Annotated in this window: 15 protein-coding genes; 2 read left to right on the top strand and 13 right to left on the bottom strand. The window is 62.3% G+C overall.

Annotated features, from left to right (window positions below; genetic code table 11):
- The first annotated feature begins 19 nt into the window (after positions 1 to 19).
- The gene (locus F1542_RS11915; RefSeq protein WP_193733227.1) at positions 20 to 682 is read left to right on the top strand and encodes a tyrosine-protein phosphatase; all 663 of its coding nucleotides are present in this window, start codon (positions 20 to 22) and stop codon (positions 680 to 682) included.
- An 8-nt stretch (positions 683 to 690) separates the two neighbouring features.
- Here F1542_RS11915 and F1542_RS11910 read toward each other — a convergent pair whose 3' ends face one another.
- The 5 genes from F1542_RS11910 to F1542_RS11890 all read right to left on the bottom strand — a co-directional run bounded on the left by F1542_RS11910 (position 691) and on the right by F1542_RS11890 (position 4,930).
- Complete coding sequence (locus F1542_RS11910; RefSeq protein ID WP_193733226.1) at positions 691 to 1,140, bottom strand: helix-turn-helix domain-containing protein; 450 nt, start codon at positions 1,138 to 1,140, stop codon at positions 691 to 693.
- A 412-nt stretch (positions 1,141 to 1,552) separates the two neighbouring features.
- Complete coding sequence (lnt, locus tag F1542_RS11905; RefSeq protein ID WP_193733225.1) at positions 1,553 to 3,097, bottom strand: apolipoprotein N-acyltransferase; 1,545 nt, start codon at positions 3,095 to 3,097, stop codon at positions 1,553 to 1,555.
- 36 nt (positions 3,098 to 3,133) lie between these two features.
- Positions 3,134 to 3,979, bottom strand: coding sequence for a GNAT family N-acetyltransferase (locus F1542_RS11900; protein WP_193733224.1), 846 nt, complete (start codon positions 3,977 to 3,979; stop codon positions 3,134 to 3,136).
- Positions 3,976 to 4,467 (bottom strand): Fur family transcriptional regulator, encoded by a 492-nt coding sequence (locus tag F1542_RS11895; RefSeq protein ID WP_019090652.1) that lies wholly within the window; start codon positions 4,465 to 4,467, stop codon positions 3,976 to 3,978. Before F1542_RS11895 ends, F1542_RS11900 begins: the two co-directional genes overlap by 4 nt.
- Positions 4,468 to 4,525: 58 nt before the next feature.
- Complete coding sequence (locus F1542_RS11890) at positions 4,526 to 4,930, bottom strand: MucR family transcriptional regulator (protein ID WP_019085217.1); 405 nt, start codon at positions 4,928 to 4,930, stop codon at positions 4,526 to 4,528.
- 93 nt (positions 4,931 to 5,023) lie between these two features.
- Between F1542_RS11890 and F1542_RS11885 the strand changes: the two genes are divergently transcribed.
- On the top strand, positions 5,024 to 5,272 hold the full coding sequence (locus F1542_RS11885; RefSeq protein WP_193733223.1) for a sulfurtransferase TusA family protein: 249 nt from the start codon (positions 5,024 to 5,026) through the stop codon (positions 5,270 to 5,272).
- Here F1542_RS11885 and rimI read toward each other — a convergent pair.
- The 8 genes from rimI to F1542_RS11845 all read right to left on the bottom strand — a co-directional run bounded on the left by rimI (position 5,253) and on the right by F1542_RS11845 (position 12,266).
- Complete coding sequence (gene rimI, locus F1542_RS11880) at positions 5,253 to 5,687, bottom strand: ribosomal protein S18-alanine N-acetyltransferase (protein WP_193733222.1); 435 nt, start codon at positions 5,685 to 5,687, stop codon at positions 5,253 to 5,255. The genes F1542_RS11885 and rimI overlap by 20 nt on opposite strands.
- Positions 5,684 to 6,397 carry a tRNA (adenosine(37)-N6)-threonylcarbamoyltransferase complex dimerization subunit type 1 TsaB gene (gene tsaB / locus F1542_RS11875; protein ID WP_193733221.1) on the bottom strand — a complete coding sequence of 238 codons (714 nt, stop codon included), beginning with the start codon at positions 6,395 to 6,397 and terminating at the stop codon, positions 5,684 to 5,686. Before tsaB ends, rimI begins: the two co-directional genes overlap by 4 nt.
- Before the next feature lie 3 nt (positions 6,398 to 6,400).
- On the bottom strand, positions 6,401 to 6,985 hold the full coding sequence (locus tag F1542_RS11870; RefSeq protein ID WP_193733220.1) for a malonic semialdehyde reductase: 585 nt from the start codon (positions 6,983 to 6,985) through the stop codon (positions 6,401 to 6,403).
- 33 nt (positions 6,986 to 7,018) lie between these two features.
- On the bottom strand, positions 7,019 to 7,582 hold the full coding sequence (locus tag F1542_RS11865; protein ID WP_193733219.1) for a NifU family protein: 564 nt from the start codon (positions 7,580 to 7,582) through the stop codon (positions 7,019 to 7,021).
- Between the two features lie 116 nt (positions 7,583 to 7,698).
- On the bottom strand, positions 7,699 to 8,988 hold the full coding sequence (locus F1542_RS11860) for an ATP-binding protein (protein WP_227672702.1): 1,290 nt from the start codon (positions 8,986 to 8,988) through the stop codon (positions 7,699 to 7,701).
- A 109-nt stretch (positions 8,989 to 9,097) separates the two neighbouring features.
- Complete coding sequence (locus tag F1542_RS11855) at positions 9,098 to 9,871, bottom strand: response regulator transcription factor (RefSeq protein ID WP_193733218.1); 774 nt, start codon at positions 9,869 to 9,871, stop codon at positions 9,098 to 9,100.
- Positions 9,872 to 10,064: 193 nt separating this feature from the next.
- Complete coding sequence (locus F1542_RS11850; protein ID WP_346011920.1) at positions 10,065 to 11,375, bottom strand: tetratricopeptide repeat protein; 1,311 nt, start codon at positions 11,373 to 11,375, stop codon at positions 10,065 to 10,067.
- A 120-nt stretch (positions 11,376 to 11,495) separates the two neighbouring features.
- Positions 11,496 to 12,266, bottom strand: coding sequence for a MotA/TolQ/ExbB proton channel family protein (locus tag F1542_RS11845; protein WP_010509183.1), 771 nt, complete (start codon positions 12,264 to 12,266; stop codon positions 11,496 to 11,498).
- Between the last annotated feature and the right edge of the window lie 8 nt (positions 12,267 to 12,274).

Here is a 12,274-nt window from a genome sequence, read left to right as displayed (position 1 = left end):
GTTTGAAAGGACAAGGCTGGTGTTTGAGGGAAACCTGTCCACCCCCGCCGGCCGAAGCCGTGCATGGATCGACAGCCTGTTCGTTGATCATGCGATCCTGCGGCAGACATGGACCAATTTCCGCGTGGTCATTCCCGGCCGCGTCTATCGCTGCAACCATCCCACCCCGTGGCGGCTGCGGCTGGCCACCCGTCGCTACGGGCTGAAAACGCTGGTCAACCTGCGCGGGCACCGCAAATGCGGGTCGGATGCCCTGTCGCGCGAAGCCGCCCACCAGATCGGGCTGACCCATATCGACATGGCGTTTGAAAGCCGCAACGCCCCCCACCGTGACCGCATAGAGCGGTTTGAACGGATTTACCGCGACATCCGCTTTCCCATGCTCATGCACTGCAAGTCCGGTGCGGACCGCACGGGGCTGGCGGCGGGACTTGTCATCCTGTTTGAAGGGGGAACGGCGCAACAGGCGCTGCGCCAGCTTTCATGGAAGAACGGGCATTTCAACAGTTCACGCACGGGCGTGCTGGATGCCTTCTTCCTGCGTTACGCAGCGGAGGCGGAAGGACGCCTGCCCTTCATGGACTGGGTGCGTACGGAATATGATGAAGACCGGCTGCGCGCAGATTTCCGTGCCGGGAAAATCGCGTCCTTCATGACCGATCAGGTGCTCAGGCGGGAATGACCCGCCGTTCAGGACGCGCCCATGGAACGGACAAGGTCAAGGACTCGACGGCGGGTGCCACTATCCTCGATCCCGTAATAGGCCCGCACCAGTTCAATGGTTTCGCGACGTGAAAGCAGGGTCAGGTCATCCTGCGCCATCGTAGGCAACGCGGGTGACAGCAGGCTGGTGGCGGGTTCGGCCATGCCCTGCGCATTGCCGGTATCGGGATGGTCCGCATCATCTGTCCGCGCGGGCAGGTCCGCGAAAAAAAATCCTACCGGAACATCCAGCACGCATGCCAGATCATACAGGCGCGACGCCCCCACACGGTTGCGCCCGCGTTCGTATTTCTGCACCTGCTGGAAGGTCAGGCCCAGGGCATTGCCCAGTCGTTCCTGTGACATACCAAGCAATGTACGACGCAGGCGGATACGGTTGCCGACATGCACATCTACAGGATTGGACGTAGCGGACATTTTCCCCGTCACAATAATGGTCTTGCCTCCCCTGCCTGCCATTCCCAGACCGACTGGAAATCAAGATATCTCAACCGCCTACATGTGGACGTTAAGAATTTTTAAATCAAGAACGGCTACAATAAATCCGTTATTTATATGAATTTCCAGAGGATGATGCTCAGGCATTACATAAAATACCCTGCGCTACCTATCTGGCAGCGATTTAGGAAAATATTCATGCATATGAAATGCATTAATTAAAGAAGCTTTTTGAAAATAACTCATTGATAAATAAAAACAAAAATTTTTTGGGTATCGCCTTTTTCAAAAAGGTGGCGCTTTCTGAAGCTTTTCGAAAAAAGCTGCATCAAAAACTTCCTTAAAACTTTCACGATGCCGTCAGGGTCATCGGTTGAACAGGCCCGTTTGTCTAGACGGTCCTGTCCCGCATAATGCCGCGCCAAAAACCACACAGTCCCATCACGCATGCCAGCAGTAACGGCACCAGGCGCCCATAACGACCAAAGAAAGTACAGGGCAGCGCATCGGGGAGCGCATGAACCAGCACGCCCTGCCTGTCCCAGCCCAGCCGGGCCAGTTCATGACCGCGTCCATCGAACACGGCTGAAATACCGGTATTGGCGGCACGGGCCACGGGCAAGCCTTCTTCCACCGCGCGCAGACGCACGGCGGCAAGGTGTTGCCGGGGGCCTGCGCTGTTACCGTACCAGGCATCATTGGTACTGTTCATAAGCCAGTCAGGCCGGTCGCGGGGATCAGCGACCTGTCCTGAAAAAATCACTTCGTAACAGATCAGCGGTCCAACAGGGGTGATCCCGGGCAGGTGCCATGTCCGCACGCCAGGGCCGGGGGTCATGCCCTCACCCGGCACGACATGGAAGGGCAGGAAGGCAGGCTGGTATTCCCCAAAGGGGACCAGATGCGCCTTGTCATACACAATGCTGCCTGCCGCATCGGGCGGCATCAGGGCGACCATGCTGTTGCGCCAGTGATGATCGTCCTCCAGCCAGCGCACGGTGCCGATAATGCCGGCCGCCGCCCCCTGCCCTGCCCGCAGGATCATGGGACGCGCGATATCATCTTCCAGCAGCAGTCCCGGAAAAGCTGATTCCGGCCATGCGAACACAACGGGCCGCGTATCGCCCGCCTGCCGCAGGCCCTGTCCCACCCCCTGATGGGTCAGGGCGAGGTACCGGCGAAAGATTGCTACGTCCGAATTGCCCGCGATCTTGTCGGTTTCCGGTACGTTGCCCTGCACCAGCACGATTTCGGGATTATGGAGATAGGTGTCGTGTATGCTGCCGAACCGTACTGCACCACAACCGACCCACGCCACCATAAGCGCAAGGCATGCCCAGCGGCCGATCCGACCATAAAGCGGAGCCAGCGCCACGATACAGGTCAGCAGCGTCAGGCCATCCACCCCGATCCATGCGGCAGGCTGGATCATGATATCCCCCGCAAGACCGGGGAATTCCCACACGCTGCCCGGCGGGTTCCATGGAAAGCCGCTGAACACGTACACGCGCGCCATATCCGTCAGTGTCCACAGCGCGGACAGGACCATAAGCCGCCCGGTGCCACGTGGCACCAGTCGGCTCAGCCCGGCGGACAGGGCGCTCAAGGGGGCAAGGATCAGCGCACAGCCCGGCGATGCCAGCGGCACCAGCCACCAGAAATCATCCGCGCGCAGCAGGATGGCGTACATGAGCCAGTACAGGCCCACGGTATAAAGCCCCATCGCAAACATGAAGCCGCGCCGCGCGGCCCCGCGCCAACCGGCCGCATGATCAATCGCCAGCGCCAGCAGGCAGAAGGCGACAGGCAGGACCACAACGGCATGCAGTGGCGGAAACGCAAGGGCATACACCCCACCCGCCAGCAGCATGACCAGATCCGCACGCCACCCGTGCAGGCGCGCAAGCTTCATATACAGAGTGTACAGGGACATCATGGAGCGCCGCGATCCGCTCCCCCGGGGATTGCGGGGCTAGTCCAGCGCGTCACGCAGGCGACGTTCATAGTGCCGGTAATACTTGTCTGCCAGCAGTTCGCTCTTGACCAGTACCGCGACATCGGTGGTGTTGAACTGTTCATCGATCACGGCGCCATCACCCACGTAACCACCCAGCCGCAGGTAACCCTTTATCAACGGTGGCAGGCGCGCAAGCGAACGCCGGTGGTCCAGCACCTGCGGGTCCGCGCGCAGCATTTCCACCCGGCGTTCGGACAGGGCGCGCACGCGCAGCGCGGGCGGGGCGAGGTGGTTGTGGTACAGATAGGTCAGTTCATCCGACAGCGCATCGGGATTGGTGCCCGGCAGGCTGGCGCAACCGAACAGGACATCAATACGGTGCAGGAAGATGTAGGAGGCAATGCCACGCCACAGCAGTTGCATGGCCGCGCGCCCGCGATAGTTCAGGTCCACGCATGACCGCCCCACTTCCAGCAGCCGGCCGGGAAATTCGGTCAGGGGAGAAATGTCATATTCGCTGGATGTATAGAATTTGCCCAGCCGCCTGGCCGCATCCCCCTGCATCAGGCGATAGGTGCCAACCACGCCCTTGGCGCCAGACGAAATGGCATGGTCGATCACCAGAAGGTGATCGGCATATTCATCGAATTCGTCCACATCACGCTTCAGGCGCGCGGTACGGGAATCGGGTTTTGCCCCCATTTCCTCATAGAACACACGGTAACGCAGTGCCTGGGCCGCGTCGCGTTCCTCATCCGTCGTGGCGATCCGGACACCAAGGTTGCCACCACGCAACTCAGGAAAACCGTTGCGTTCAAGGTCCAGTGTAGAAAGGGACTGTATGGTTTTCTCGATACTCAAGGCCGTGACCTGCCTTTCTGCTGCGTTTGCGCCATCTGGCCCGTCTGTTCTTCTGGCACGTCGGGCAGCCTGCGTGCAAACAGTTCCAGCCGATGTGATACCAGCTCGAACCCGAGTTCGGCCGTGATCCTGCGCAGCAGTTCGGCGTGGTCGGCATGAGTGAATTCCACCACCTGACCACTTTCCACATCAATCAGGTGGTAATGGTCGCCTTCTTCCGTGGCTTCGTACCGGGCACGGCCGCCACCGAAATCCCGCCGTTCCAGAATGCCGTTTTCTTCCAGCAGGCGCACGGTGCGGTACACCGTGGCAACCGAAATACGCCCGTCCAGCTGGGATGCGCGGCGGTACAGTTCCTCCACATCCGGGTGGTCATGGGCTTCAGACAGAACGCGTGCGATCACCCGTCGCTGGCCTGTCATTTTCAGGCCACGTTCGGTGCACATGCGCTCGATGCGGGTTTGTAGTCCGTTACTGTCTGGTGCCATGTTTACGGGCGTAGCCGATCATGCAGATACCTGTCCACACTACCACACTGTGTGTGGTTCAGTCCTCACGTTTGGTGCCAAGCCCGATCTTGCGCGCAAGCGACGAACGATGGCTGGCATAATTGGGGGCCACCATGGGGTAGTCATGGGGCAGGCCCCAGCGTTCACGGTATTCATCGGGCGTCATGTTATAGGCGGTCTTGAGGTGACGCTTGAGCATCTTGAGCTTCTTCCCGTCTTCAAGACAGACGATATAATCGGGGAAAACCGATTTCTTCAGGGGCACGGCCGGCACCGGCTTCTCCGGCACGGGTTCCGCGCGTCCAAGCGAAGCCACGGCTTCGTAAACCCGGTGAATCAGATCGGGAAGGGTATCCGCATCCAGCTCGTTGCGGGATACGTACGCCGAAACGATTTCGGCAGCGAGTTCCCGCAATTCAACTTCTGCTGCTGCATCAGCCATCAATCTGATCCTGTCACTCTGGAATAATGATATATCCTATATAAATAATTCCAGACGGATCGCAACCGGTAACAACAAAGGTTTCATGGTAATATGTCTGATATTGGTATGGCAGAAATAGATATCACCCATGAAGTATGCCCCATGACTTTCGTTCGCACACGGTTGGCACTTGACAGACTGCCCGCCGGGGAAAAACTGCTTGTCCGCCTGCGTGGCGCAACGCCACTGGACAACGTTTCACGCAGCCTGAAACTGCTTGGTCATGTCGTGGAAGAAATACAGACAGAAACAGATGGCATGACACATCGGCTGACCGTGCTCAAATCGCCCGCCGCATGACACAGGCATCCATTCCGTCGGGGTAATAGTGACGACGGATTCCCGCCTGCGCAAATCCGTTCGCGCGATACAGCGCCATGGCGGGAATGTTATCCATGGCCACTTCCAGAAACAGGGTCCGCGCCCCCGCTTCCGCTGCCTGCCGCATGCAGCGCGCCAGCAGGTCACGCCCGATCCCGCGCCGCTGCCATGCCGGGTCCACGGCAAAGGTCAGGATCTCGGCCTCGTCAAAAAGGGTGCGGGCCATGATGAAGCCGGGCGTGTCCCCCGCCGCCATCACGACACAGACACCCGGCATGTCCAGCAGGGCCTGCATGGCCTGCGCGTCCCACCGGTGGCTGGGGGGAAACGCCCGCGCATGGATATGCGCCAGCAACGTGGCCTGCGCACCGGCAGGCCGGGGGGACAGGGTCATGGCGTGTCGACGGGGGCGGGTCGCAGGCCTGCCGCAGGCAGTTTGGCTTCCGGCGCATCGACATAGAGTGGCTGGGCCGCGCGGGGCGGCAGATCACCACGGAAACGACGCAGGGCCACCGTGGCGATGGCCATGGGGTCAGGCTGCGTCAGGGTGCATGTCCGCACGTCCCTGCGCTGCGGCAGGGCCTGCGCCGCCTCTTCCGCCGCATTGCCGGCCAGCAGCACGGGACCAGGCGGCAGTTCAAGCGTATCAAGCATATGGGCGGACACGCTGCCCGCATCCTTCCCGTCCGCCAGCGTCTCGACAAACACACGCCCCCGCCGCGCAACGGTGCAGCATAGCGGGCGGGCCGCCAGCGGCCGGGCCACGTCCTGCAGGGCGTCGGCCATGGCTTCGCCCCCTGTCATGCCCACCACGGCGCAGCCACTGCCTGCGGAAAGCCCATGGGCGAATGCCAGCGAAGCCCGCAATCCGGTAAACGAACCCGGCCCAACAACCACGCCCACCACTTCGGGCATGGCATGGGTCCAGCCACATTGTGCAAACAGTTCGGTCGCCAGCAGGGGAAACTGTTCGGCAGCCCCCCGTCCCGTGGCCGTCCGGGTTGCCAGAACGGACAGTGCCCCGTCATCATCCAACGCAAGGCAGGCAATCACGGCCTGCGCCTGCGTACCGGTGGCGCTGCCGTCCATCACCAGAATCCGCATGACCTATACAATCACGCAGGCATCATCGAAATCGGGGCGCGGCGCGCGGGCAGTCGGTGGCGGCCCGTCCGTATAGCCAAGACAGACAAGGAAATTGGCCTGCCAGCCCTTCTGCGCCAGGAAGCAGTCTTCCACCATCGCGCCATCAAACCCGGACAGCGGCAGTACCGACAGGCCCAGCGCACGGGCGGCCATGATCAGATACCCCCCCTGCAACGTGCCGTTGCGAAAGGCCGTTTCCTCCGCCAGTCCCACATCCGCCGCGAACCACTGCCGCACATCCGGGGCGGGGTTGAGCGTATCCATCCGGTCAAAGAACAGCGGGTCATGCGCCACGATCACGGTGACCGGCGCAGTCATTACGCGCTGCACGTTTCCCGCCGAAAGGGCGGGACGCAGGCGTTCACGGCAGCTTTCGGTGGTAATGAACACGAAACGCGCGGGACAGCAGTTACCCGATGTCGGGCCAAGGCGGACCAGATCGTACAACTGCCGCAGCGTCTCCTGCCCCACGGGCCGGTCATTCCACGCCACCGGCGTGCGTGCGTTGCGAAACAGAAGATCAAGCCCAGCGTCATCAAGCGCCATGAAACATTCCCAGACTACCCGCAGGCCTGCCGATCAGGCCTCTACCTGCTCTACCGATACCACTTCCGGCACGTAATGGCGCAGCATGTTCTCCACCCCGTGCTTGAGCGTCGCGCGCGACGACGGACAGCCCGAACACGCTCCCTGCATGGTCAGCCGCACCACACCGTCCCGATATCCCCGGAATACAATGTCACCGCCATCACCCGCAACGGCGGGACGTACGCGGGTATCCAGCAGTTCCTTGATCTGCTGCACGATTTCCTCATCCCCCGGCGCGATCAGGTCCTCGACCACCTGCGCGTCGCTTTCCACCACCGGCTGTTCCGTCGCCAGGTAGTCCGCCAGCACGGACAGCACCTGCGGGCGCAGGTCGTCCCATTGTGTTGCGTCGCTGCGGGTCACGGCCACGAAGTCATTGCCGAAAAAGACGCGCGCCACACCGTCCAGATCAAACAGAAGGTCCGCAAGGCGGGACCGCCCAGCCACGGAATCGGGACTGATGAAATCAGCCGTGGCCCCGTTGGCCATGATCTCGCGCCCCGGCAGGAACTTCAGCGTTGCGGGATTCGGGGTATCTTCTGTTTCGATGAACATTGCTCGGTCTTCCAGACATGACGGGAAAGCGGGACATGCAAACGTACTTCCCAAGTCCTGTTATATGATCGACCCGCGTGTAAATCCAACCCCACGCAGGAAAGCCAGACCCGCTTTTAGCTACCGGGACGTATCACAGCATTGCGTGGCAGGACAATTTCCGCGCACAGGCCACCATGGGCCCGGTTATACAGGTGGAAACAACCGCCATCACGCTCCACCTCCCGGCTGACGATCGCAAGCCCCAGCCCCAGTCCCCCCGTGCTGCGCGAACGCGACCCCTCCACCCGGTAGAAGGGTGTCGTCACGCGCCCGATCTCGGCTTCCGGCAGGCCGGGACCATTGTCTTCCACCCGGATGCACAGCACTTCCGGCCCCACCGTCAGGCTGACATGCGCATTGCCGCCGTAATTCACCGCATTGTCGATCAGGTTGCCCAGCACGCGCTTGAGCGCCAGCGGACGCACCACGGCCTGCGCCTGATCCGGCCCGTCATAAGTCACGTCGCGACCCTGATCGGCGTCATCATCCACCCGTGTCGCAAGGATCGAGGCCACATTGGCCGACCGCGCGGGTTCGGGGTCCTTTTCCCCCGACAGATAGGCCAGCACGCCGGCAATCATGGCCTCCATTTCCGTGACATCGGCCTCGATTTCCTTCTGCGCGTTCGCATCATCCAGAAAGCCCGCCCGCAACCGCAGGCGGGCCAGCGGCGTGCGCAGGTCGTGGGATACGGCGGCCAGCGCCTCGGTCCGGTCGACGATCAGGCGGTTGATGCGTTCCTGCATCTCGTTGATGGCACGGGCGAGGTAGCGGACCTCCCGCGGGCCCTTGTTCTCCAGCGGCACCCACCGGCCGGACCCGACCGTATCGGCCACATCCGCCAGTGCGCGCAGCGGCATGCTCAGCGCACGCACCAGCATGCCCGCCGCCAGCAGCACCGCCCCCGCCAGGATCGCCGCCGAGACAATGCCCCGCCGCATATGGTGGGGCTGCAGGATGGCAGGGGCGAGAAAGCCCATGTAACTGCCATCGGGCAGGCGCAGCGTGCCGCGCACATCCTGCGTCGCCGCGATCGTGCCCGACAGGTTCAGCGCGTCCCCCTGCAATGCCGTCAGAGGCCCGGCCATGCGGTCATGCAGCTTGCGCAGTGATGGGGGTTCGACCTTCATCACCCCCTGCTGCGCGGGGGTGCGCCAGTCCACCGTCAGGTCATTGGTGGACAGCATGGCCGCCAGCACCATGCGTTGCGACGTGGGTGTCGCGGCCAGAACGCGGGCATCGATCACCAGCCGTTCCCCCACCTGTTCCAGCTGGGCATCATCTATGGTGTAGGTCTCGGCTTCCTCATAGAAGACGGAACTGCCGACAAAGACGAGTGCGACCGCAGCCAGCAGCACGAACATGACGCGCCCCACCAGCCCACGTGGCCACAGCGTGATCCGCCGTGGCACGGGCTCTGTCTCACGCGGGGGGGGCTGTAAGGTCCGGGTCGTATTCACGCCCCTGTTCCCGTCAGACCCGCTCCACCTCCGACGTGAAGATATAGCCCATACCCCGCACGGTGCGGATCAGCCCGTCCGAGTCCGGCCCCAGCTTGCGCCGCAGGCGGCTGACCAGCACGTCCACGCTCCGGTCCGACACGTCCCCCAGCCGGGTACGTGACAGTTCCAGCAGACGGTCGCGGCCAATGACGCGCTGCGGATTGTCAAGGAAGCTGGTCAGCAGGTCATGCTCCGCCCCCGAAATCTCCACCGCCGCACCGGACGGGTCCGTCAGTTCACGGCGGCGCAGGTCCAGTGTCCAACCGGCGAAACGCACGGTTTCCTTGCGCTGACGGCCCGCACTGGGGGTCGTGACCCCACCGCCACGACGGCGCAGCACCGCGCGCACGCGGGCCAGCAGTTCCTTCTGGCCAAAGGGCTTGGGCACATAGTCATCCGCGCCCAGTTCCAGCCCCTGCACGCGGTCCAGTTCCTCGCCACGCGCGGAAACGATAATGACCGGCACTTCGGTCAGTGGTGCCTCGCCCGGCGCCACCGGGTCGGGCTGTGCGCGCAGGCCACGGCACAGGTCCAGCCCATTGGTGCCCGGCAGCATGACATCAAGGATGATCAGGTCAGCCGCCTGCGCACGCAGCGCATCCCACATTTCAGGACCGTCCTGCACACCACGCACGCGGTAGCCATCGCCCTGCAGGGCGCGGACGATCAGGGTGCGCATGCCAGGGTCATCTTCCACCACGAGGATACGGGCGGGCAGATCATCAGTGGCAGGTATCTGTGTCATTCTCTCGGCCATGGTTCGGTTCAGGGACAGTCATGATGCCATTCATGCGACAGTCGCCAGCATATCCAACGCACCGGGCCGGGATAAGACCATCGTTCATATCATAAAATGTCAATCATGACCGGATACGAAAAAAAAACGGGGCGCCGGACGAATCCGGCACCCCGCATGGCAGACAACCTGCTGGATGGTATCAGTGTGCGGCGGCTGCGGCTGAATTCAGCTTCAGCACCCAGAACTGGGCGATATCGCGCGCGCCGTTCGTGCCTTCCACGCTGTTGAAGGTGGCGATGGCAGCATCCTTCTTCCCCGCAGCGGCCTGCGCCAGGCCAAGGTGCAGGCGCGCGATGTTCACGTCCGATGGCCCCTTGGCGAGACCCTGCTGCATCAGTGCGATGCCCTTGTCGCCCTGACCGAACAGCACGTAGTTGTAACCCGCCGTCAGCATGGCGTTGCCGGTGGTGGCCTGCGCCGCCGCCGCATCCAGCCCGGCCTTGCGGTCGGCGACACTCTGCGTCACCAGCGCCTTCAGCTTTTCCTCACGCGGGGCGCTGGCGTCATGGCCAAGCACACCGGTGCTGTAGCCCTGGTTGATGATATCAAGCGCAAGCTGCGGCAGCCCTGCCTGCATGGCCAGTTCGGTAATGTCCATATACTCGGCCGAGGTCTTGACCAGACCGGCTTCCAGACGCACGCGGTCGATATCCAGACGCAGCCCCGGAGCCATGTTCGGGTTACTCAGGACCGAATGCACCACCTGTGCCCAGTAATCGGGCTTGGGGTAATAGGTGGCCAGCAGCACATAGGTTTTTGTCAGCGCCGCATTGTCCTTCAGCTGCGCCTGACATGCGGCCAGAAGCTGAAGCTGGTTTTCCGTGGGCTTGCCACCGGCCTTGATCGTGTCGTCAATCTGCGCCTGCTGCACGCGCGCGGCGTTTGCGTAATCATGCTGCAGGTAATACGCCTGGATCAGGATCGTCAGCATCTGCGGGTTCTTGCCACCCGCCTTGATGTACTTTTCCGTAACCGTGATCGCCGTGGGGTAATCCTTGGCGGTGAAGGCCATGCTGCCTTCGGCCAGCGCCATCTGTTCCTTGGTCGCAGCCGGCGTGCGCGGGGATGCGATCAGCTTGTCATAGGCCGAAATCGCGGCGGGCACATTGCCGGACTGGGCGGCGACGGCGGCACGCATCTGCGCGATGGTATAGGATTCGTACTCGGACTTGCCGGTCACGGCATCCGCCGCGTCAACATCGGCCATGGCCTGCGGGTACTTCTTGGCGGCCAGGTCGGTCTGCGCCTTCTGCAGCGCCGTGCCGACCTTTTCCCCCAGCTGGTCCGCCGCATACGCACCGTGAACGGGCAGCACGCCCGCCAGCGGCAGCGCCATCATGACCCCGGCCAGCAGGCGCCCGCGCAGCTGGAACAGCGATTTGGATGTGATGTTTTTCAACTGGATGTCCTTCCATGAACGGGTCATGGCCCGATTGATCGGCCAGGGCATCACGATGGACCCGCGCGGCCCATCATTCAATCCGCCCCTGACCGATGGCGACACGGCAGGCCGCATGATATGCGCCTGCCGTGTCACGACGTGAAATCAGATCATGCGCGGGTGTCGGGCTTATTCAGCGGCGTCGTGCGTTTCATGGCGATAGCCACCCATCAGGATCGACTGCACGTCAGCGGCAAAGTTGCGCACCTCATCCAGCGCACCCTTGTTGCGGCGGACCAGCATGTTGTAGCCCAGAACCGCAGGCACGGCGGTGCCCAGGCCGATGGCGGTCATGATCAGCGATTCACCAACCGGACCGGCAACCTTGTCGATCGATGCCTGGCCCGCGATGCCGATGGCCGTCAGCGCGTGATAGATGCCCCAGACGGTCCCGAACAGGCCCACGAACGGGGAGGTCGAACCCACGGTGCCAAGAAAGGCCAGGCCACCCTGCAGGCGGTTCTGGATGAAATCAACCGAACGCTGGATGGACATGGTGGTCCAGGAATGCAGGTCGATGGTTTCCTGCATCGTGCCTTCGTGGTGTTCGGCGGCCTTGATGCCGGTATCGGCAATGTAGCGGAAGGGCGATGCGGTATCGAGCAGCGCGGCACCTTCCTTGATGTCATGCGCGGGCCAGAATTTCGCCTTCACTTCCTTGGCGTCCTTCAGGATACGCGCCTGCTCGAGGAACTTGGTGATCATGATGTACCATGTCCCGACAGACATCACGACCATGATGATCAGCACGGTACGCGCAATGAAGTCACCATTTGACCACAGCGCACCCAGGCCATACGGGTTGGAATCGGCCGCAGCCGCGGGGGTGGCGTAGGCAAGGGCGGGTAATGCAGTCAGCAGCGCGGCCGCGATGACTTGATTACGATGCTGTCGGGTCATTTACCTGA

Source organism: Komagataeibacter sp. FXV3 (assembly GCF_015155755.1).
Taxonomy (GTDB): domain Bacteria; phylum Pseudomonadota; class Alphaproteobacteria; order Acetobacterales; family Acetobacteraceae; genus Komagataeibacter.
This window is presented reverse-complemented; position numbering and strand designations above follow the sequence as displayed.

What these genes read in the sequence shown, in the direction of transcription:
- F1542_RS11910 (WP_193733226.1), bottom strand. Translation starts at nt 1,140, where the DNA reads ATGTCCGCTACGTCCAATCCTGTAGATGTGCATGTCGGCAACCGTATC.
- lnt (WP_193733225.1), bottom strand. Translation starts at nt 3,097, where the DNA reads ATGATGTCCCTGTACACTCTGTATATGAAGCTTGCGCGCCTGCACGGG.
- F1542_RS11895 (WP_019090652.1), bottom strand. Translation starts at nt 4,467, where the DNA reads ATGGCACCAGACAGTAACGGACTACAAACCCGCATCGAGCGCATGTGC.
- F1542_RS11890 (WP_019085217.1), bottom strand. Translation starts at nt 4,930, where the DNA reads ATGGCTGATGCAGCAGCAGAAGTTGAATTGCGGGAACTCGCTGCCGAA.
- F1542_RS11885 (WP_193733223.1), top strand. Translation starts at nt 5,024, where the DNA reads ATGTCTGATATTGGTATGGCAGAAATAGATATCACCCATGAAGTATGC.
- rimI (WP_193733222.1), bottom strand. Translation starts at nt 5,687, where the DNA reads ATGACCCTGTCCCCCCGGCCTGCCGGTGCGCAGGCCACGTTGCTGGCG.
- tsaB (WP_193733221.1), bottom strand. Translation starts at nt 6,397, where the DNA reads ATGCGGATTCTGGTGATGGACGGCAGCGCCACCGGTACGCAGGCGCAG.
- F1542_RS11870 (WP_193733220.1), bottom strand. Translation starts at nt 6,985, where the DNA reads ATGGCGCTTGATGACGCTGGGCTTGATCTTCTGTTTCGCAACGCACGC.
- F1542_RS11865 (WP_193733219.1), bottom strand. Translation starts at nt 7,582, where the DNA reads ATGTTCATCGAAACAGAAGATACCCCGAATCCCGCAACGCTGAAGTTC.
- F1542_RS11860 (WP_227672702.1), bottom strand. Translation starts at nt 8,988, where the DNA reads ATGTTCGTGCTGCTGGCTGCGGTCGCACTCGTCTTTGTCGGCAGTTCC.
- F1542_RS11855 (WP_193733218.1), bottom strand. Translation starts at nt 9,871, where the DNA reads ATGACACAGATACCTGCCACTGATGATCTGCCCGCCCGTATCCTCGTG.
- F1542_RS11850 (WP_346011920.1), bottom strand. Translation starts at nt 11,375, where the DNA reads ATGCCCTGGCCGATCAATCGGGCCATGACCCGTTCATGGAAGGACATC.
- F1542_RS11845 (WP_010509183.1), bottom strand. Translation starts at nt 12,266, where the DNA reads ATGACCCGACAGCATCGTAATCAAGTCATCGCGGCCGCGCTGCTGACT.